15 protein-coding genes are annotated in these 19,650 nt (G+C 53.1%); 11 read left to right on the top strand and 4 right to left on the bottom strand.

The features are described 5' to 3' along the window. Positions 1-33 precede the first annotated feature (33 nt). A complete protein-coding gene (locus tag AC6I1V_RS10200) occupies positions 34-405 on the bottom strand; it encodes a cupin domain-containing protein (protein ID WP_479858328.1) in 372 nt (123 codons plus the stop codon). A gap of 323 nt (positions 406-728) precedes the next feature. Continuing rightward, positions 729-1,073 (bottom strand): helix-turn-helix domain-containing protein, encoded by a 345-nt coding sequence (locus AC6I1V_RS10195; protein WP_486853594.1) that lies wholly within the window; start codon positions 1,071-1,073, stop codon positions 729-731. Positions 1,074-1,621: 548 nt separating this feature from the next. Between AC6I1V_RS10195 and AC6I1V_RS10190 the strand changes: the two genes are divergently transcribed. From AC6I1V_RS10190 to AC6I1V_RS10145, 10 genes are all read left to right on the top strand, one after another. Next, positions 1,622-2,830 carry a glycosyltransferase gene (locus AC6I1V_RS10190; protein WP_486853593.1) on the top strand — a complete coding sequence of 403 codons (1,209 nt, stop codon included), beginning with the start codon at positions 1,622-1,624 and terminating at the stop codon, positions 2,828-2,830. Next, entirely contained in the window at positions 2,827-3,810 is a 984-nt protein-coding gene (locus tag AC6I1V_RS10185) for a GHMP family kinase ATP-binding protein (RefSeq protein WP_486853592.1), read from the top strand. Before AC6I1V_RS10190 ends, AC6I1V_RS10185 begins: the two co-directional genes overlap by 4 nt. 6 nt (positions 3,811-3,816) lie before the next feature. Beyond that, positions 3,817-6,627 (top strand): glycosyltransferase, encoded by a 2,811-nt coding sequence (locus tag AC6I1V_RS10180; protein ID WP_486853591.1) that lies wholly within the window; start codon positions 3,817-3,819, stop codon positions 6,625-6,627. Then, positions 6,624-7,547, top strand: coding sequence for a class I SAM-dependent methyltransferase (locus AC6I1V_RS10175; RefSeq protein WP_486853590.1), 924 nt, complete (start codon positions 6,624-6,626; stop codon positions 7,545-7,547). Before AC6I1V_RS10180 ends, AC6I1V_RS10175 begins: the two co-directional genes overlap by 4 nt. A gap of 21 nt (positions 7,548-7,568) precedes the next feature. After that, on the top strand, positions 7,569-8,366 hold the full coding sequence (locus AC6I1V_RS10170) for a TylF/MycF/NovP-related O-methyltransferase (RefSeq protein WP_486853589.1): 798 nt from the start codon (positions 7,569-7,571) through the stop codon (positions 8,364-8,366). A gap of 82 nt (positions 8,367-8,448) precedes the next feature. Beyond that, on the top strand, positions 8,449-11,106 hold the full coding sequence (locus AC6I1V_RS10165; protein WP_486853588.1) for a glycosyltransferase: 2,658 nt from the start codon (positions 8,449-8,451) through the stop codon (positions 11,104-11,106). 30 nt (positions 11,107-11,136) lie between these two features. Then, on the top strand, positions 11,137-12,984 hold the full coding sequence (locus AC6I1V_RS10160) for an ATP-binding cassette domain-containing protein (protein WP_486853587.1): 1,848 nt from the start codon (positions 11,137-11,139) through the stop codon (positions 12,982-12,984). Between the two features lie 77 nt (positions 12,985-13,061). After that, positions 13,062-13,754, top strand: coding sequence for a nucleotidyltransferase family protein (locus tag AC6I1V_RS10155; RefSeq protein WP_486853586.1), 693 nt, complete (start codon positions 13,062-13,064; stop codon positions 13,752-13,754). 2 nt (positions 13,755-13,756) lie between these two features. Next, entirely contained in the window at positions 13,757-14,290 is a 534-nt protein-coding gene (locus AC6I1V_RS10150; RefSeq protein WP_486853585.1) for a D-glycero-alpha-D-manno-heptose-1,7-bisphosphate 7-phosphatase, read from the top strand. A 78-nt stretch (positions 14,291-14,368) separates the two neighbouring features. Next, positions 14,369-16,573, top strand: coding sequence for a radical SAM/SPASM domain-containing protein (locus AC6I1V_RS10145; protein WP_486853584.1), 2,205 nt, complete (start codon positions 14,369-14,371; stop codon positions 16,571-16,573). A gap of 131 nt (positions 16,574-16,704) precedes the next feature. Here AC6I1V_RS10145 and AC6I1V_RS10140 read toward each other — a convergent pair whose 3' ends face one another. After that, positions 16,705-17,349, bottom strand: a complete 645-nt coding sequence (locus AC6I1V_RS10140) for a D-sedoheptulose-7-phosphate isomerase (protein WP_486853583.1) — start codon at positions 17,347-17,349, stop codon at positions 16,705-16,707. A gap of 459 nt (positions 17,350-17,808) precedes the next feature. Continuing rightward, positions 17,809-18,111, bottom strand: a complete 303-nt coding sequence (locus tag AC6I1V_RS10135; RefSeq protein ID WP_302552070.1) for a DUF6506 family protein — start codon at positions 18,109-18,111, stop codon at positions 17,809-17,811. A 590-nt stretch (positions 18,112-18,701) separates the two neighbouring features. Between AC6I1V_RS10135 and AC6I1V_RS10130 the strand changes: the two genes are divergently transcribed. After that, positions 18,702-19,631: an ArsR/SmtB family transcription factor gene (locus AC6I1V_RS10130; protein ID WP_302552071.1), complete on the top strand. Its 930-nt coding sequence runs from the start codon at positions 18,702-18,704 to the stop codon at positions 19,629-19,631. The last annotated feature ends 19 nt before the right edge of the window (positions 19,632-19,650 follow it).

Here is a 19,650-nt window from a genome sequence, read left to right as displayed (position 1 = left end):
CTCCACTTTGGTTTGCAGTGAAGGCGGACGGCCTCAGGCGGCGGGTCCGTCGTTTTCCATAAAATGACAGGTGAACGATTTCCTGACGTACCCCTCGACGTGCCAGATCGTGTGCGCCCCATAGGGAATCACGAAACTGTCGCCGGGGGCCACGGTTACCTGCGAGCCGTCCTCATGTTCGATGACGGCCTCGCCTTCGAGGATGGTGCACATCTCAGTGCTCGGATGGGACATGATCTCGAAGGTTCCGCCTTCGCAGCTCCAGATGCCCGCGATCAGCTTGCCGGACGGATGGACGAAGCAACGCCACGTGTGCGTTACCGGATTCCCGGAAAGCGGATTGGGGGCGATGCCCTCGACGTGCTCCACGGCCCCCTCCGGGCCGAAGCGGACAATCGTTTTCATGGCGACCTCTTTTGTTCTTTTATTTAGAACTTTTTTCTATTTTTGTATACAGAGGCCGCTTTGTCAAGCTTCGGGCAAAAAAAACCGCCCTTGACGGGCGATTCAGGATGGGGGAAGTTCCCCGTTTTTACTAAATTGATTATTCCATAAAAAACAAACTATTAGGATAGCATCATTACAACTTCGGCTCTTTGTGTCCACACACGGCGGCACCCGCAAGAGCCGTTGTCCCTTCCTGCAGGAAGGAAACAGGCTTCCCACGGGCGTGTGCACAGATGAAGGGCCTACGTGGAGCCATTCCGTAAACTCCATCGGCCCGCCATTCAGCGGGGTGCGGTCAGCCGTGCGACCGCCGCGACGATCCCCACGATTTCTTCTTGGGCTTGCCGAGGCAGCGGCAAGAGCAGCCTTTCTATTGTATGCGCCCATTCCCCCGCTTCGTCTTCCCCGCGGAACAAGTCGGCTATGGAACACTCCAGCGCCTCGGCAAAAAGCTGCAACCGTTCAAACCGAGGGGCGATGACACCTTTCTCCATGCGGGATAGGGATTCCTGTGAAATACCCACCCGTTCAGCCAACTCCTCTTGGCTCATCTTCAAGAGCTTCCGTTTTTCCGAAATGATAGAACCGAACCGCACCATGACAGGCTTTGCCGTTTTAGGGGCCATTATGCTCTCCATACTTAAAATTCCGTATGAAAAACATACTTTCAGGAAAAAACGGAACTCGTTATGCACTAAAAGATATATTTATTGACGTAAAAAGCATATTTTGTATAATTTGGCTCACCCGATGCCTTGAATAAAGGGAAGCCGCCAACGACTCGCAGCCAGCGCCAGCAACGCGGGCTCGCCCGTCCCGATGCCCCTACGGAGCGTCGCCAGAGCCTCCACGCATGCTCGCATCTTTCGATACAGCTTAAACCTGGCGCTACCCCCTGAGAAGCTCTAAAGCAGGTTCGATGCCTACTTCGGAACAAATGTTCCCAGCCTGCCGCCACAAAAAAAGCATGTTCAGATCTGTTGAACAGGCTTTTTATAAATATTTTATAATTTCAAAATAATATGCAGTTATCTATTTATGAAAATCGTTCAACTTCGAATACACTTTCCTGGCCCTTCCGGCTTGTAATATCAACATAATCTCAAGGCATGATGCAGACGAACATAATAAGTATCAATGCAATGATAAAACATGTTTTATAATAGAGGATATCATGCTGCGTTATGTATGGAGAAAAAGCCCCAACTTCATTCGCAATTTCACATCAAAGATTTTAGTCAAATACCTTGTGCTAACCTCCCGGCAATCCAGATCAAAAATCAAAGAACGACCGGGGCGCCTGATCATCATGGGAAATTTTTCCAGTGGCGGCGGAATTGGCCGCTCTGCTGAGCGTTATTGTGAACAATTGGAAATAAAAGAGAAAAACCCTATTTGTGGAGATACCACGGCGGCAACGTGCCAGCCGATCAGGAAGCACTGCCCGGCAGTTCTGGCTTTAAGGGAGATGAGGGACGACTCTGCTCCGGCAACCGTTATTATCCATCTGAACCCACCTCATTTCCTTCTTGCCTTGCTGCACCTTGGACGTAATTTCGTTAAAAATAAATATATTATTGCTTATTGGGCATGGGAATTACCTGCTTTGCCGCCAGTCTGGAAGTACTGTCTGGAGATAGTGGATGAAATCGAAGTTCCGAGCACTTTTACACAGAAGATTATTTCTCAATATACAGACAAACCTGTGCGTGTGGTTCATCCCATAGGCCATCTGTCGCAAAAAAGTCCTGAAGACAGACAGTATGGCGCTTCAGGAAAATTACGGTGCCTTTTTATCTTTGATCTTGCATCAAGCATGGAAAGGAAAAATCCAGAAGCCGCCATCAAAGCCTTCTCTTTGGCGTTTTCGCCAGATGAGGCGGAACTGACGATAAAAATCCTTTCCCCACAGGCCTCGCCTGTTGCCATGCAGCAACTGCAAGCGTTGGAAAAAGAAATTCCCCATCTCCATATTCTGTCCGAATGGCTTGATGAGACACAGCTTGAAGCCTTGTACAGTACTCATGACGTCTATTTGTCACTCCACCGTTCAGAGGGTTTTGGCTCCACCCTGTATGAAGCGATGAGCAAAGGGCTTTATGTCGTTGCTACAGGATGGTCCGGCAATATGGATTTTATGCGCGGCAGTAAAGTTTTTCCCATTCCATATACAATGGAAGATATACCACAGCATGTTGCTGACCATTTGGGAATAAGAAACTGCCAATGGGCTAACCCTGATATCAATACTGCAGCAACCATATTACGCAATATTTATAAAGAATGTTTTCCGTCAGGGGAAAAGCATTGTAATATTGTAGAAGGCCATGACCAACAGGTTACCTTACAGCAGTATCGCATAGACGAGGGAGCCAGCAAATGATCATTTCAAAAACGCCGTTTAGAGTCTCTTTTTTTGGAGGGGGAACGGATTATCCCTCATGGTATCATACACATGGCGGCGCCGTCTTATCTACCACAATCAATAAATATACATATGTCACCTGCCGTTGGCTTCCTCCGTTTTTTCCACATAAACATCGTGTGGTCTATTCCAGACTGGAAGATGTTCGATCGCCGTACGAAATCATTCATCCTTCCATCAATGCGGTTCTGTCAGCCTATAACCCAGAAAAGGGCATAGAGCTGCATACGGACGCTGATCTGCCTGCTCGTTCAGGACTGGGCTCCAGTTCGGCATTTTTAGTTGGGCTGCTCCATTCCATGGAGGCGCTCATGGGAAAGCGTGTAACTCCTATGTGGCTTGCAAAAGAAGCCATTCGCTTTGAACAGAATGTCCTTGCGGAACATGTCGGCTCTCAAGATCAGGTGGCCGCTGCCTTTGGCGGGCTCAACGTCATACAATTTGAACGGGACGACGAAATAAGCGTTCGGCCAGTAATCATTTCAAAAGCAAGAAAAAAGCTGCTGAATAACCACCTGATGCTGTTTTTTACGGGTTTTTCGCGCTCGGCATCCGAAGTGGCCCAAGTGCAAATCAAGAATATTGACAACCGGACTGCCGAACTACGCAAAATATATTCCATGGTTCATGATGCCCTCGATATCTTAAGCTCTGAAACAGACATCCGCCATTTTGGGGAAATGCTGCATGAGGCGTGGATGTTCAAAAGGAGCCTCTCCAGCCGGATAACGTCAGATCGCATTGATGAAATTTATGATCGGGCACGGCAGGCTGGGGCCATTGGCGGGAAGCTGCTTGGGGCTGGGGGCGGAGGCTTTTTTCTGCTTTTCGTGGAACCGGACAAACAGCAGGCCGTAAAAGACGCCCTCAAGCACTATCTGTATGTCCCTTTCGAATTTGAAACCGGCGGCTCACAAATCATTTATTTCACTGAATAGGTTGCTATGAATACCCGTGCTCCTTCCCCGCTGGCCTGCCTTTTTCTGCTGCCGTGCGCCTATGTTTGCGAAGGTTCTTTTCGCAACGTCAGGAAAACTCTCGCCCGTGGCTGGCCTTATTTTTATGAACTTCTTGCAGATCGGCACAGGATAGGAAAAGCGTGCGCCGACCTCCCGCACTGGGAGGCCGTCACCATACTGTCGTTCTTTTTCGGGGCTTCCTATCTTCAGAGACACGGGGGGCTTTATTACGGCCTTGTCAACGTGGTTGCCAAGCTTCGGAAATTCGGCTTGAGGGGTATGCTGTTCGCCTCTCTGGCTGAAATACATAAGCTCGCGATACAACGAAAAGACAACAGCCGGAATTTTTTGCTCTGTTTTGACAAAAACGCACGCGCGGGCAAAGGGCTGCTTACTTTTTTGCATTGCCTGAAAACCGCTTCCTATAATGTAGAGGCCTTTACAGAGCAAGACGATTTGTTTGTCAAAAATATTGCTTCATTACGAAAGCTAGGCGTTTATCGCGCATTTGCACGGAGCCACAGCGCATCTGTAGCGGACTACTGTTATGAAGTTGGCGATTGCTATTCAGGCTTTCTGGTTCCCGTAGCAGATCTAAAGCATAGCTTTTTGGATACGATGCGTTACGTATCCCCTCATGGTATAATTTTCTGTATCTGCGACGATACTTCTGAACTTCGTTCTGTAGATTCTTCACTACTTGAAAAAATTGACCATATCATTTGTTACACAATATCTTTTATTCCAGCTCATGTTTCTTTGCTGGCTGTTCCTGAATCGGATAAAAACCTGAATATTGAAATAGACAAGATAGTCCATTTCCTTGCGCGCTGTGAAATCCTGCCTCCCAAATGCATTGCCGATTACTATGCAAAGCAATCCATTTCAACACAAATTCGAGGCGTTCCCGTTGTCTCCCTGGCAATTCAGCTTCATGAAGACGCTTCAACCACGCGAAATATGGTTGGGGCCCTGCTTACAGCCTGTGAAAAGGCTGGGCTGGCATGCGAAATCGTATTCTGGGGAAAAAAACTCCCTGAGTGGGTATCGCAACTCGCCGTAGCGTGGAAGCACCTTGACATTCCACCGGTTCTTTTTCTGGAACATCTGGCTCTTATTGAAAAGAGTTGCAGCTGTGACGCCGTCCTGCTGGTCAAGGACGGTACGTTGCTGCTGAAAGGACTGGACAGCGCACTGGCGATACTCAAGCAGTCGCCTGAGGTTCACCTGTGCGGCTGCCGCCTCCTGGCGGCGGACGGCTCTTTGCATGGAGCTGGGGCACAGCTGAAAGATGGCCATATCGTCCCTATAGGACAGGGCGAATCATTCAAGGCCCCCTTTTTCAGGATCACCCGCTCTGTCCCCCTTCTCTCGCTGCACCTCCTGCTCTTTAAAAAGGGAGTTGGCCTGTTCAGCACTGAAAGAAAAAATATCTGTCTTTTGGAGCAGTCGGAAGGTTTCATCGGCTTTACTGACAATTCCTCCCTGGCGGTTTTGTGTGCTGACCTGGAGGCATATCTGCCCGATGTTGGGCAGCCGCTACAGCAACAGCAGGGAAAAGGCCTTTCGGATGAAGAAGCAGCAGCTTTGGCGGCTCAGGATCGCTATATCCCAGCAACCGTGAATGAAACCGGCAGGCCGGTACGCATCCTGTATTATTCCCCCTATCCCTCACATCCGGCAAGCCATGGAAACCGCAGCACCATCCAATTCTTCGGGAAAATTTTCAGGGAAAAAGGCTGTGAAGCCCATTTTGGCCTTCTGGAACTTGATCGCTGTACCCCCGAAGACATGACCGCCATGCACAGGGCCTGGGACAGCGTGGCCACCCTTCCCTACCCGTTCCATGATGAAAGCCATTTGGGGGTCGATGTCCCTTTTGACGGCTGGTACGAAAAGGGGCTGGGCGAGCATATCGCCTGGTTGTGCTCCCTCCATTCCGTAGACGTCCTGTTCTGTTCCTATGTGTTCCAGTCAAAGATGCTGGAATTCGTTCCCAAACATATCCTGAAGGTTATTGATACGCACGACAAGATGGGCGGACGCTATGCCGCACAAAAAGCACGCGGCGTTAAAACAGAATTTTTTTCCTGTAGCCCTGAAGACGAGGGCCGCTACCTGCGCCGTGCCGACATCGTAATCGCGCGCAGAGAGGAAGAGGCCAGATACTTTAACGAAGTCAGCGGCCAGGATTCAGCTATTGTCATTCCCCATGTGGAACCTCCGCATTTTTTGCAGCGCAGTTTTGAAGGGGTACACGCCGTCGGCCTGGTTGCAAGCGCCAACAGGATCAATCTGGATCTTGTTACCGATTTCCTTCACGCCGTGCAGTCCCAGCAGGCGGCCCCTCCCTTTGAGGTCAGAATAGCCGGCCAAGTTTCAACCATGATTAAAGATGTCTCCGCCTGCAAACGCGAGGCATTCCACTGCCCCTGGGTCAAGCTCCTCGGTTTTGTGGAAGATATCGCCGGTTTTTATGCGGATGTTGACCTTGTTGTCTCGCCGGTCACGCTGGGCACAGGAATCAATGTCAAAACGGTACAGGCCATGTCATACGGCATGCCGCTTGTGACAACCGCCTTTGGATGCAAGGGAATAGAAACAGGGCACCCAATGCACTCACACGCAACGGTAGAGGAAGTTGCCGCCGCGGTGTTCCACATCTTCAGGCAGCCCCAACTGCTTGGAGAGCTCGCCGAGTGCAGCCGGCAACGGTACAGGACATTTTATGAAACCAGCCTGGAAGGTTTTGATTTCCTGATTCAACAGGCAAGAAAAAGGAGCTGTGGCCAATGACCCTCTTTCGTAAGCTTTTCAAAATGTTACCTGACAACCTCAAAAAGGGTCTGAAGGATTCCGCCTATCCCTTCATTGAGCGGCTGCATGCCCGCATCAAAAACGAAGGCTACCTGAGGGAATCAATCAAAACGAGTTCTGAAGGCTTGAACCTGGAACATTATCAGCTTCCCGTATTGCAGCGCCTGATAGATTTGGGAGGCTTCAACACGCTGCAGGGCCGCAGGGTTTGTGAAATTGGCGGCGACGGGGAATTTGGCATCGCCCGCCTCTGGCACAGGCTGACTGGAGAACGCGTCGTAGTCAGCAATCCCTATCCTAACACCGCGTTAACCGATGAGGCCCTGTCCCAGTACGGCGTTTCACTTGTCCGGCTGCCATTTGAAAGCATGACATCCGCATCCAATGCCTTTGATATCATCTACGGCTGTGCAGTCATGGAGCATATAGTCAATATGGCTGAGTTCTTTGAATGCGCGTTTGAACGGCTCGCACCAGGGGGCTGGGCCATTCTGCATGGATGCCCCCTGTGGCATTCGGCGGTTGGCCATCACACATATATACTTTGCGATGATACACTCTATTCCTTTGGTGATGAAAACTGTCCGGTCAGGCCTTTTTCACACTTATACATGACGAAAGACGAGCTGCGTGAAGCTCTGGTAAAAAGATCCGTCCCTCAAAAACATGCCGATGCCATTTGTTCGCAAATTTATGATTCCGATCAAATCAACCGACTGTCGATTGCCCAAATATGTTCGGCAGCAGCCAAACAGCCGTGGCAGGAAATACGGCTTGTAACGGATATTGACTACACCCCACACCAGCAAAAAGATTTTATCAATAAATTAGGCATTGAAGTAAAAGATGTCCAAAGGGCTGCAATATATATTGCCGTAAAAAAACCTGATTATCTTTAATAGTAAAAGAAGGAAAGCAAAATGATTCCATTTCTGAAAAAAATCCTTGGAAATGACTGTGAAGCCTCTCATGGCGAAGACATAAAACATACTGAAAAAGCGGCAGTCAACGACTGGAACTCTTTTGACAACTGGTTTTGCAATTCCATTCATAACGCCCCCGTCTCACCCAAACGCCCCTTGGCAAGTTCATGGGATTGGAATTCAAAATATGGACTGCCTATTAAGAACATCATGGATGAGGTTGAGGCAGTCTATGCCGAGGATCTCCTTCTCGATCTGAAACAAAAGAACATTGAAGGCGATATCGTTGAGTTTGGCGTTTTTGAAGGGGGATGGATTGAAAGGCTCTGGCAGTCCTGCAACCGTATAGGCTTGAATAAAAAAATTATTGGTTTTGACAGTTTTGAAGGGTTACCGGAACCAAGTGAAAACGACTATCCCGGATGGGAGCGCGGCCAGTTTTCAACAACCTATGAAAAGGTCTGCAACCTGCTCAAAACCCATGAACGCCCTAATATTTCCTTGATCAAGGGATGGTTTTCCGAGTCATTCAAGAGGCCGGAAATTCAAGGCATCGATAAAATTTGTTATGCAAGAATCGACTCCGACCTTTATCAGCCGGCTGTCGAGTGCCTTGATTTTCTTCGGGACAGGCTGGTTGATGGTGCAATCCTTGTCTTTGACGATTGGTCATGGGGGCTGGAAAAGGGCGAATCAAAGGCCCTTTCCGAGTGGCTCCCCACATCAGGGCTTGAACTGGAATTTTTGGCGTATAACGGCATTGTCCACCTTTATCTTAGAGTCCACAAAAAATAATCCTTTCATGCAGCGTTGCCGGATTCCTTGGTTTATTTAAAGCCTCATGCTCGGCATAGTATTGTTATTGGATAGAAAAAACATGCCTTCACTCCGTAAAGCCTATGACCTCTGGCTGTATGACCGCCCCCTGTTCTGGCAGCGCCTCAAGGCAAACCTGAACAGGGGCACGCACAGCCCGCTGTCTTTTTTGCGCGGCAACGCTTCCCTTCAACAGGATATCCTGCTCGCCTCTCCCCTGTGTACGGAAAAGGCGCGCTGCCTTGTGGTCTTTAGCTGCAACCCTTTGCTGCCCAGCGGCGTGGCGACGGCCGTCCGTACCCAGTGCCGGCTGTTGCGGGACATGGGGTATGCCCTTGATGCCCTTGTCTACGCTATGGACGGCTGTTCGCGTGAGGATGCCGAAGTGCTTCAGCGGCACTTTGAGCGCACAGCCGTAATCTACCCCCGGACAGCGCGTCAGGAACGATTGGCGGACGGGGTTACCGCCCCCAACTTGGATACATGGTGCGGGAGTGAGTTGCTTGATGCCTGCGCGCTCCTGCTGGAGGATGGAAGGTATTGCGGCGTCATCGTGCACCAGCCTTGGCTGTCCCGTGTGCTCGCTTGTGTGCCGAAAGGAATAAAAAAATATCTCTTCATGCATGATAATTTTGCCGGGCGCGCCGCCTTGTTTGAACGGCAGGGCCTTCCCGCACGTTCGGCGTGGCTGAACCTTGAGGAAGCTGAACAGGCGCGCTGCATGAAGCGGGCTGATATTATTTTTGCGATTCAGGATGAAGAGAAGGCGCTGTATGAACGGCAGCTGTGTTCACAGCGGCAGGTTGTGATCTTCAAAATTCCTTTCCCGGACAACACTCGGCTCCCTCTGCCTCGCGTCCATGATAAGCTGGCTGTCGGAGTGCTTGCCAGTGACAACGAAAGCAACCGGCACGCCGTCGGCGACTTCCTGATCCGCTGGGAACGCGAATCCCGCCTGCATGGTTGCACCGAGCTGCATATTGCCGGGGACGTCTGCAATTTTATCAAATCGCGCGACCCTTCAGTACATCTTCTTGGCCGTGTCGAAAACCTTGAGCGTTTTTACGCTGATCTGCATCTGGTGATCAATCCCGACTTCAGCGGGACAGGCATCAAGATCAAGTCGCTGGAAGCCCTGAGCTATGGGCGGCCTTTGTTGTGCGGCGGCGCCGGGAGCCGGGGGCTGAACGCGGTGCATCCCTGGCATGCCCTTCCGGGCCGGGCGTCCATGCTGGACTGTATCGTCACCCTGACGCAGCGCAAAGAGATGCTTCCTCCTCTCCGTGAAGAATCGATCAGGCTATTTTACGAATACAGCCGCATGGATACCTATCGGGCTGCGCTTGAGGGCATGCGGAGGCAGGCAGACGGCAGCGCCGGCGATATGCCCCCTGGGAAAGCCCCTGTTCCATTCTTTTTCGATGCGGCCCCGCTTGCCCTCTGGGAACAGTCGGATATCCACAAAACCGGCATAGGCCGCATGGCAACACGCGCGCTGCGGGCCTTCGTCCGACGTGAGGATATCCGCGTACTGCTGATCTCCCCCAGCGGCATGGAAAACGATGTACGCCGCTTTCTGGAGCATAACCCTTGGGCGCGTAACGCTTCCCTCCTTCACCTTGCCTTGTCCAAGAACCCATCCGGCTCATGGCACGGGAAGAAGCTGAAACCTGCCATCCGCCGGATATTGGCCCCCCTGCCGAGCAGGGTGCAGGGCTGGCTCAAACAGGCTGCCGGCGTCCGCCCGTTTGCCCTGTACGATCAACCCTGCGAGGCCCTGCGCCAAGCGATTCTGCCGCACATGACAGCAGGGGGAAAAGCTGTCTGGTTTTCGTGCTTTCAGCCTGTCCCCCATGAGGTTTCCGCCATGCCCGGCATACGGTCATGCGTTGTGCTGCATGACATCATCCCCCTGCGGCTGCGGGACAAACACCCTTTTTACGGGCCTTGCCTTGATCTCATGCGCCAGCATCTGCGGAAAGCGGACATCATCTGGGCCAATTCCCAGTTTACACGGCAGGACTTTCTCTCCTTCTTCCCCGGTGCGGATGGGGACAAGGTACGCGTAGCCCTCCTTGGCGGCGGCGATCATTTTCATGCGGCAGACGGAGGGCAAACGGAATCCGTCCTGCGTGCTCTTGGCATCCCCGCCCATACGCCGTTTTTTGTCAGCCTGGCTACCGTGGAGCCACGAAAAGGACTTACCTGCGTTATCCGTGCATTTCGCCGCCTGGTGGAAAAATATCCTGATGCGCACCTCCTGCTTGTAGGGCAGAAGGGCTGGAACTGCGGCGGAATCGTGCGGGAATGCGCAGAAACCCGGCAGATCCACCTGACGGGCTTTCTCCCCGACGAGGCTGTCGCGGCCCTCCTGAGCGGCTGCCGTGCTTTCCTGTATCTCTCGGAATATGAAGGGTTCGGCCTTCCTGTCCTTGAAGCCATGTCCTGCGGCGCGCCCGTTATTGCTGCGAACCGTACATCGCTGCCGGAGATAGGCGGCGATGCCGCCCTGTATGTCCCTCCCTCGGATGTGGAAGCGCTCGCGGCGAGGATGGGCGAACTTCTGGAACATGAAGATCTCCAAAAGACATTACGCCGCAAGGGGCTTGCCAGATCCGCGGCCTTTACATGGGATGCCTTTGCCCAAACCGTTGTAGACGGCATGGTTTATGGAACGCTGCGGAATGGCAGCGGCACGCGGACGGAAAAACAGCACTGATCACGCCAGTCAGCACAGGATACAAGCATTATGTCCCTCTTTCAGAATATCCAGAATATGTTGCTCAGGGATTTCCTGACCATTTACAGGATAATGCCGGCCTTTATCCGCCGAAAAATCCTCCTTGTCTTTTTGCTGATGCTGGTGATCGCCATCTTTGAAGCATTATCCATTCTTTCGCTTTCTTTTTTGGCGCTGAGCGTCGCCTCTCCCGACAAGACGATGAGCCTGCCTCTGGTCAGGTATGCCTTTGATATCTTTCCAAGCCTCCATAGCCTCCAGTCCGATGTCAGAATATTCGCCTTCTGGGTGGCCCTTCTGGTGGCGGGGCTTACCATCGTCAAGAACGCCATGTCCGCCCTGGCAGGGATGCGCACCGCCATGTTGGGCGAAGCTGTGGCTCAGTATGCCGGGGAAACGCTCTTCCGCTACTTTCTGAACAGCTCATATCTCGATTTTCTTTCGGGGAAGACCCGACAGATCCCCCAAGTGTTCTCATGGCGCAGCCAGCTCGGATTTTTCCTTGTAAACCTGATGCAGGTCTACACATATATTGTCATCTCCATCGCGCTGTTTCTGATACTCATCTCGGCAACGCCCGAAGTCCTGCTGGCAACGCTGGTTGTCGTCACGTCGCTATGCTTTTTTATTTACAAAAGAATCAAACAAAGCGTCGATGCCGCCGGCAAGGAGTCCGCCGAGTGCTCCAGTATGGAATACCTGGCGCTGGAAAACGCCAAACGCGGCATGATGGAAGTGCATATCTACCGACAGCAGCCGTATTTTTTTGAAGCGTACCGTTCCGCAGGGATGAAGGCCATGCAGAGCCGGGCGCTCATCACCGTCGCCCCTCCCATCCCCACATGGATATTGGAAAGCATCGCCTTCCTCGTAATCCCCGCGGCGCTGTGGATCATGATATCGTTTTATGATGCCTCCATGTCCCGCATTACCGGCGTGCTGACCATGATCATGCTTGCCTCATGGCGCGTACTGCCACTGCTCAACCGCTCCATGACGAACATGGTTGCCTTGCGCGGAGCGCACTATCCGGCGCTCCAGTGTGCCGGGCTTATTGACGAGATACAGAAAGCTCCCATCCCTCCGGCCGTGGAAGCCGAACAGCGGCTGGAGTTCAGTGAGGCTATCAGCTTTGAGGATGTCTCCTTTTTCTACCCCTCGTCTGAGAAGGCCGCCCTGCGCCATGTCACATTCCGGCTTGCCAAAGGGGAGAGGCTGGGGATCGTCGGACAGTCCGGGGCGGGGAAAAGCTCTCTGGCCAATATCCTCAGCGGGCTCATTGAGCCTACTGCCGGGCGGATGCTCGTGGATGGGAACCCCCTGTCCCCCTCGGAGCGCGCCGCCTATATGCTTGGGGTGGGGTATGTGGCGCAAAACCCATACGTTGCGCCGGGCACGCTCGCGCAGAACGTCGCCTTCAGCCAATGGGGACGGCCTTATGATGAGGAACGCGTGCGGCAGGCCTGCCGGATGGCCCATCTGGATATTGCGGATCAGCGGCCCGAAGGCATCAACCTCCCCATAGGGGAAGGGGGCAGCGGCCTTTCAGGGGGACAGTTGCAGCGCCTTTCCATTGCGCGCGCCCTGTATGCCTCGCCGCACCTGCTGATTCTTGACGAGGCCACAAGCTCGCTGGACATGGGGGTAGAGGCGGCCATCATGAAAACCATCACCTCGCTTCCCAGATCAATGACGCTGGCGATTATCGCCCACAGGCTTTCCACTGTGGAATCGTGCGATTCCATCCTTTGGCTCAGGGATGGCGAGACCGCCATGTACGGCCCTCCCTCCGAGGTGCTGCCGCATTACAGGGAATACCTGCGGGCTTCACATGAACGCACATTGCCGCAGGCATAGCCGGGGCTCATAGCCCCTTTTCCGGCTGCCTGAGTCGGCCGCCATTCACTGCCATGACGAATAAAAGAGGTGTTTTTATGCGGGAAGCTGTCATCCTTGCAGGAGGGTTCGGCACTCGGCTGAGATCCGCCGTTCCGGATCTGCCGAAAGCCATGGCCCCTGTTGCTGGCAAGCCGTTCCTGGAAATCCTGCTGGCGCATCTGGAAAAGAAGGGGATACGGCACGTCATCCTTTCCGTAGGCTACCTCGCGGAAATCATTGAATCCCATTTCGGCGACAGTTTTGCCTCACTGCATATCAGCTACGCCTACGAGGATGAGCCTCTCGGCACAGGCGGGGCCTTGCGCTTCGCCATGCGGCAGTGCCGCGAGGACGTGGTGCTGGCGCTCAACGGCGATACCTTTCTTGATGTTGATCTGGAACAAGCCGGGCAGGATTGGCGACACCACCGCGCCCCCATTCTTTTCGGCGTACAATCCGACGATACCGCACGCTACGGCAGCCTGTTGACGGATGGCCGCCGCGTCACCGGCTTTCTGGAAAAGGGACGGAAGGGGCCGGGCATCATCAACGCGGGAAGCTACCTTTTTCCGGTTACGCTTTTTGACGGGCAGAACCTTCCGGCGAGCTTTTCGCTGGAACAGGACTTTCTGGCGCGGGAAATCTCCCGCAGGGCCTTCCGCCTGTTTCCCATCGACGAACCTTTTATAGATATCGGCGTCCCGGAGGACTATCTGTTGGCCCAAACCTATTTGAAACGGTATGCCTGACAATGATGAACAAGGCCCTTTTCCTTGATCGTGATGGCATTATCAATGTGGACTTTGGTTATGTGCATAAGAAGGAACATATTGTCTTTGTGGAAAACATTTTTCCTCTGGTGCGCGCCGCCAACCAAAAAGGATATCTGGTCATCATCATAACCAATCAGGCCGGCATCGGCAGAGGGTATTATACCGAAGAAGATTTCTTTGCCCTTATGCACTGGATGCAGGAGCAATTTCAAAAACATGGCACCGTTGTCCATGATGTTTTCTACTGCCCTTTCCATCCCGTTCATGGAATCGGCCGTTACAGGCGGGAGAGTTTCCTGCGCAAACCGCATCCGGGCATGATCATGCAGGCAGCGGAAAAATATGAAATCGATCTTGCCGCCTCCGTGCTGGTAGGCGACTCGCTTACGGATATTCAGGCAGGCATGGCCGGAGGGGTGGGCAAACTTTTCCTCCTTGCCCAGGATGGAGGGGAAACGCCGCAAGCCCAGACCATCTCCGGGCTTTCAGAGGTCATTAACCATTTGTCATAGACAGAAAGCCACCTTGTTGAAACGGGGCATGCGGGTTTGCCCCAAAAATATTTCTGGACGGCAGCTTTTGGAGGTTCCATGTCCTGCAAATTTCCTTTTTCCTTTATTGAAGTCTTTTCAAATGGGGATGTTTATCCTTGCTGTCCCGAATATTGCTATTACTATTGCCTCGGCAATATTTTTGAGCAAAGCCTTGAAGAGATCTGGTATGGCAGCAAAGCGACGGCGCTGCGAAAAAGGCTGCTTTCCGATGACCATACCGTCTGCAACGCCATGCAGTGCTTCAGGGAAACCATGGATTTCCTTCTTCCTGAAGACGATATCGTGTGGGATGAGAAACCGCCGCTTCCCATTGCCGTTAAGCTCAGCCATGATAAGGAATGCAATTGCTCCTGCATCACATGCCGGGATATGCCCATACGGTCTTCGCAGCAGGAACTTGATGAGCTGAACCGGAAAATCGAAACCCATTTTCTTCCATTGCTGCGCAATGCCAAGGTCGTCTCCCTTTCCGGGGCTGGAGATCCCCTCTTTTCACGGCACTCCCGCCAGCTTATCCGCCGTATTGCAGAAACCTATCCCTCCATGCGCTTTGCGCTGCACACCAACGGCCAGCTTTGTACGGCGCCGCTTCTTAAGGAACTCGGCATCCTGAACAGGTTGTCCCATGTCCAGATTTCCATCCACGCGGCAACATGCGGCACATATGAACACATCGTCAGGGGGGCGAGCTTCCAAAGGCTTATGGAAAACCTCGCCGGTCTGCGGGAACTGCTGGACAAGGGGAACCTGCGCAAACTGGATCTCTTTTTTGTCATACACAACCTGAATATGAAAGAAATCGGGCAGTTTTCCGATCTGGCGAAACAGTTTGGGGCGAATGCGCATTTCTGGGAATATCGTTATTGGGGAACGGAATTCGGCAGGGACTTTGACGCGGTCAACGTCTGTTCCCCTGCCCACCCTCTGCATGAGGAGCTTTTGTCCGGCCTGCGCGGCATTGCGGATCTGCCGCACATCCGGCTTTCCCCTGTGCTGAAGGGGCTCGCCCATCCTGTGAAACGGCGGCCCGACAGCCAGCCTGCCATTTTTGTCCACTCTTACTATTGCTGCGGCCAGACAGATATTTTCAAAAAATTCCGGCAAAAAGGGACGTATTGCTATTTTGAGCCGTATAAGCTGGAACTGGGTTCCCTGCACCGGGACAGGCTTCTTGCCGCAGCCTCAGGAAACGGCTCCCACCTTCCGTATCAGATGGAGTTCAGCGCGCTGTGCAGGGGGAACGGGCATGTGGACGGCTACAAGGCAACATTCCACGATACCGTCTATCACTACAAACATCTGCCGCCAGATGAAGCCAGCTATATACAGGGCCTTCTGGATCATGCCGGGCGCATCGGCCGCAGGCCGTTTTTGGGCTTTACCCGTTCGCTCCTGAGGATTGGCCTGCACAAAAAGCATTTTGGCGGCCTGCATGTCATGCTATTGCGTGATCCGTACAGCATGTTCGCTTCGCTTTTGTCTCAGGAGTTCGAGAGATCAGCCCATCTTGCTGTTTTACGCCTCGCAACTGAAGATAGTATTATCAGGCGGTTGGGCTTTATCGGAAATGGCGCCGGCCTGAGTACGGCGGATGCCGGGTATTTCACGCCAGACAATTGGGAGCTGTTTTGCGAATTTTATGTCCTGTTTCACGCCGTCGGCATGTGCCATTGCGATATGGTTGCCGATACTACGCGGCTTGCCCTTGACCGTTCCTATGCCGAAGAATGTGGAGAGAAACTTTCCTCGGCGACCGGCTTACAGCTTTCCTTTGCAGATACAGCCGTTCCTCCTGATGAGATGGACATTTTTTACAATCCCACTCCCCTCAGGGGGGCCTTCCAGCGTTATCTTGGCACGGCTCAGCAACGTCAGAAGCTGATCGCGCTGGCTGAAGAATATGCGGATATTCCGGCAACACCCCATGCAGAGGCGAACCTTGATACGCTTACGGCCTGCATCTTCCGCAAAACAGGCGATGCACGGCAGCAATCTTACGCCCAATGGGCCCAGCTTACATATGAAAGCTACTTTCTGCGTGAGCTGCGCCGCCTTAACGAAGCCAGGCCAGAGCAGGCCATCCCCTTTGACGACAGCCTGCGGCAACTATCCCAAAAACTGGATGAGCTGAAAGAACGCAGCCTGCTCAAGGCCGAGGCCAAGAAAATCCTGCGGCGCATTTTTCCCCAGCACATCAGAAAACGCCTCGCGGAGTTGCGCGCGTCATACTTTCGCCAGTAGGCGTATTCCCTCCCCACACACAAAGGCCCCGCAACGCCCCGCTGAACCGGCAGCATTCAGGCGCGCCCCGTATCAACCCGGCTTTTCTGTGGGGCCTGCACCGGCAAATCCGCCCAGCAAAGCCGCATGCTCTACTCGCCGAAGATGCTGACCTCAATGCAGGCACATAAAGCATGATACAGAGGCAGATGGAGCTCCTGTACCTGCGGCGTTGAAGATGCCGGAGCCCGCAACTCCACATCCAGCAGCGAAGCCATTTCGCCGCCATCCTTGCCTGTCAGCCCCAGAGTCCGGCAGGACAACAGCCGCGCGACCCGTAACGCCTGATTGACATTGGCCGAATTGCCCGACGTGCTGATGCCCCAGACGACATCGCCGGGACGTGCCAGCGCATACACCTGCTGGGCAAAGCAGAGCTGCCCATCCACATCATTGGCAAAGGCTGTCGGCAGGGCAACGCCGGAAACCAGCGGGATCGCCGCAATGCCACCCTGTAAGCGGGTCAGGGCATCCGCATGCTGGGGGTAGAGCTTCTTGGCACGGCTGCAAAAACTTTCCGGCAACGAGCGCGGCAGCAGAAAGGATTTCATCAGTTCGCCCGCAATATGCTCGGCATCGGCTGCGCTTCCACCGTTTCCACAGATGAGGATTTTTCCGTGGTTCTTCACACAGCCCACCAGCAGAGATACAGCCTCTGCAAAAGAGCTTTCCGCCCCTTGCCACTGAGGATAACGATCCGACAGCTCATTCCAGAAATACGCGATATGGGATTCCATAAAATCTCTCACAAAACGGCAGCAAAGCCGGGCTTGATGAATCAAAAATAGATTCATCATGAAATTGTTCATTTTAGAGACAGTTATTCATCAAAGAATATTATTATAATATAGGCTGGCGTTAAAATTTCCCGTTCAAAGATTCAAATATATGCGGCAAAGGAAGCTATCCACATCACCACATCTATCCACATCCAAGCCATGAATCCCTCCCCGGCATCAAGCGAACATCATAATATTCTTTCCTTATCCCACCCCCAGTCGGCCTGACCGGGAGCTTTTTGTTTTGGCTGTGCCATAGAAACGGCTGAGGCTTTCTTTCTTGAAATCCCAAAGGAATAACCAATAAAATGCCCCAATCATGAAGCCCATCGACGGAAAGCTGGATAAACAGCCTGTATTTTCACCATACTGTGGGGATAAGACAGCCACATACTCCGGCAGAGCCTATTTTTGTCGTCAGGCTTTGGCGAAAAAACGCTCGAACAGGGCATCCTGCTCCGGGTTGTGGACGACATAGCCCACGGCGACCCTGTTCCCCGTAGCGGCAATAATTTTGTCGGCCCATTCCTTTCCGAACGCTCCGCAGACCTCGATGGCGCCCACGCCGTCCTCGGCGCAGGCCACGGCCCGCTTGAGGGCTTCCTCGAAGCTGGTGACCGTGAAAATGTAGCTGATCATATGTTCCGTCTCGAATATGGCGGCATCCTTGGCTGTGTCGAACTCTTTTCCCATGAGCAGGAATGCGAATTTCTTTTTCATGCGGACTCCATCGGGTTTTGCTTTGGCTGTGTTATAAAAAATGGTTGATGGTTTTTCCTTGAAATTCCAAAGGGATAACCGAAAATGCCTTAACCATGTATCCCGCCACGGGGAAAACTGGAAAAAAGCTCTATTTTTTACCGCACTGTGGAGATGAAACAACCACATACTAACAGAGCCTTTGCTTTTCCTTGCCATAGCAGGAAAGCCCTGCCTCCCACAATGCGGCCCGTGCCCTTTTCTCCGGTGCTGCCGTCATTTTGCCCGCTGTCCCCATGATCTTCCGCTGGAACAGGCTCCTGTGGGAGGCATTCGCCTTTTCGATGGCTTTCTAAAAATTCATTTTGAATTTCACATAGTTAATATACTGCGTTCATTGTAAAAGTGGATATCTCCCTGTGGCGCGGCCTCCCCATTTGATGAAAGTCTTGGGAGAGGAGGGGGTGGGGCTTGGGGAGGGGGAGGAGAAGCCTTTCTTCAGAAAGGTTCTCCTCCCCCTCCCCAATTTTTTCCTCTCCTTGACTATATGAAGATTTCTTTATATAAAACCATCCGTTCATCTTGATACATCTGTAACCCTTTGAAACCGCATGTCCAACGCTATCCGCTATTTCAAGGCACTGTCCGACGAGACCCGGCTACGGCTTACCTATGTTCTTGAACGGTATGAACTTTCCGTCAATGAACTGGTAAGCATCCTCGAAATGGGCCAGTCGCGGGTTTCGCGCCACCTCAAGATCCTGACCGAAGCGGGGCTGCTTTCCTCGCGCCGGGACGGGCTGTGGGTGTTTTACTCCTCCGTAAAGGAAGGGGAGGGCGCCGCTTTCCTGAAAGCCGCCATGCCCTTTCTGGACGAAGACGCCGAAATGCGCGCGGATGTGGAAATGGCCGCCAAGATCATTGAGGATCGGGCGCTCAAGACGCGGCAGTTCTTCAATACCATCGCCGAACACTGGGATACCCTGAGCCGCGAAGTGCTCGGCGGTTTCGATCTCGCCGGGGCCGTGTGCGGCATGATGCCCGAAGGCTGTGAGGCGGCGGTGGATCTGGGGTGCGGAACCGGGATCGTGCTGGAACGGATGCGCGGGCGCGCCCGGCAGATCATCGGGGTGGACGGTTCGCCGAGGATGCTGGAGCTTTCCCGGCGGCGCCTTGCCGGAGTGGAGGGGGAGCCTGAAGGCGTCTCTCTGCGCATCGGGGAACTCAGCCACCTTCCGCTGCGGGACTGCGAGGCGGATTTCGCCAGCATCAATATGGTGCTGCACCACCTGTCCAACCCGGAGAACGCCCTTGCCGAAATCCGGCGCGTGCTGCGTCCCGGCGGGCTGCTCGTTGTGGCGGACTTTGATCGGCATACTCAGGAAAGGATGCGTCTGGACTACGGGGATCTGTGGCTCGGATTCGATGAAGCGACCATGTCGAGGCTGCTGCAAGCGGCGTCCTTCGAGGTCGTTTCCACTGCCCGCCACCTCGTGGAACAGGGGCTGGCGCTCAATCTAACGCTGGCCCGACGCCTGTAACATATCAACTTTATGGAGA

This window comes from Bilophila sp. T19-St14 (genome assembly GCF_059728385.1).
This window is presented reverse-complemented; position numbering and strand designations above follow the sequence as displayed.

Coding starts and splice junctions, on each gene's coding strand:
- AC6I1V_RS10200 (WP_479858328.1), bottom strand. CDS start 405: ATGAAAACGATTGTCCGCTTCGGCCCGGAGGGGGCCGTGGAGCACGTC.
- AC6I1V_RS10155 (WP_486853586.1), top strand. CDS start 13,062: ATGCGGGAAGCTGTCATCCTTGCAGGAGGGTTCGGCACTCGGCTGAGA.
- AC6I1V_RS10190 (WP_486853593.1), top strand. CDS start 1,622: ATGCTGCGTTATGTATGGAGAAAAAGCCCCAACTTCATTCGCAATTTC.
- AC6I1V_RS10160 (WP_486853587.1), top strand. CDS start 11,137: ATGTCCCTCTTTCAGAATATCCAGAATATGTTGCTCAGGGATTTCCTG.
- AC6I1V_RS10195 (WP_486853594.1), bottom strand. CDS start 1,073: ATGGCCCCTAAAACGGCAAAGCCTGTCATGGTGCGGTTCGGTTCTATC.
- AC6I1V_RS10145 (WP_486853584.1), top strand. CDS start 14,369: ATGTCCTGCAAATTTCCTTTTTCCTTTATTGAAGTCTTTTCAAATGGG.
- AC6I1V_RS10185 (WP_486853592.1), top strand. CDS start 2,827: ATGATCATTTCAAAAACGCCGTTTAGAGTCTCTTTTTTTGGAGGGGGA.
- AC6I1V_RS10175 (WP_486853590.1), top strand. CDS start 6,624: ATGACCCTCTTTCGTAAGCTTTTCAAAATGTTACCTGACAACCTCAAA.
- AC6I1V_RS10170 (WP_486853589.1), top strand. CDS start 7,569: ATGATTCCATTTCTGAAAAAAATCCTTGGAAATGACTGTGAAGCCTCT.
- AC6I1V_RS10135 (WP_302552070.1), bottom strand. CDS start 18,111: ATGAAAAAGAAATTCGCATTCCTGCTCATGGGAAAAGAGTTCGACACA.
- AC6I1V_RS10140 (WP_486853583.1), bottom strand. CDS start 17,349: ATGGAATCCCATATCGCGTATTTCTGGAATGAGCTGTCGGATCGTTAT.
- AC6I1V_RS10130 (WP_302552071.1), top strand. CDS start 18,702: ATGTCCAACGCTATCCGCTATTTCAAGGCACTGTCCGACGAGACCCGG.
- AC6I1V_RS10165 (WP_486853588.1), top strand. CDS start 8,449: ATGCCTTCACTCCGTAAAGCCTATGACCTCTGGCTGTATGACCGCCCC.
- AC6I1V_RS10180 (WP_486853591.1), top strand. CDS start 3,817: ATGAATACCCGTGCTCCTTCCCCGCTGGCCTGCCTTTTTCTGCTGCCG.
- AC6I1V_RS10150 (WP_486853585.1), top strand. CDS start 13,757: ATGATGAACAAGGCCCTTTTCCTTGATCGTGATGGCATTATCAATGTG.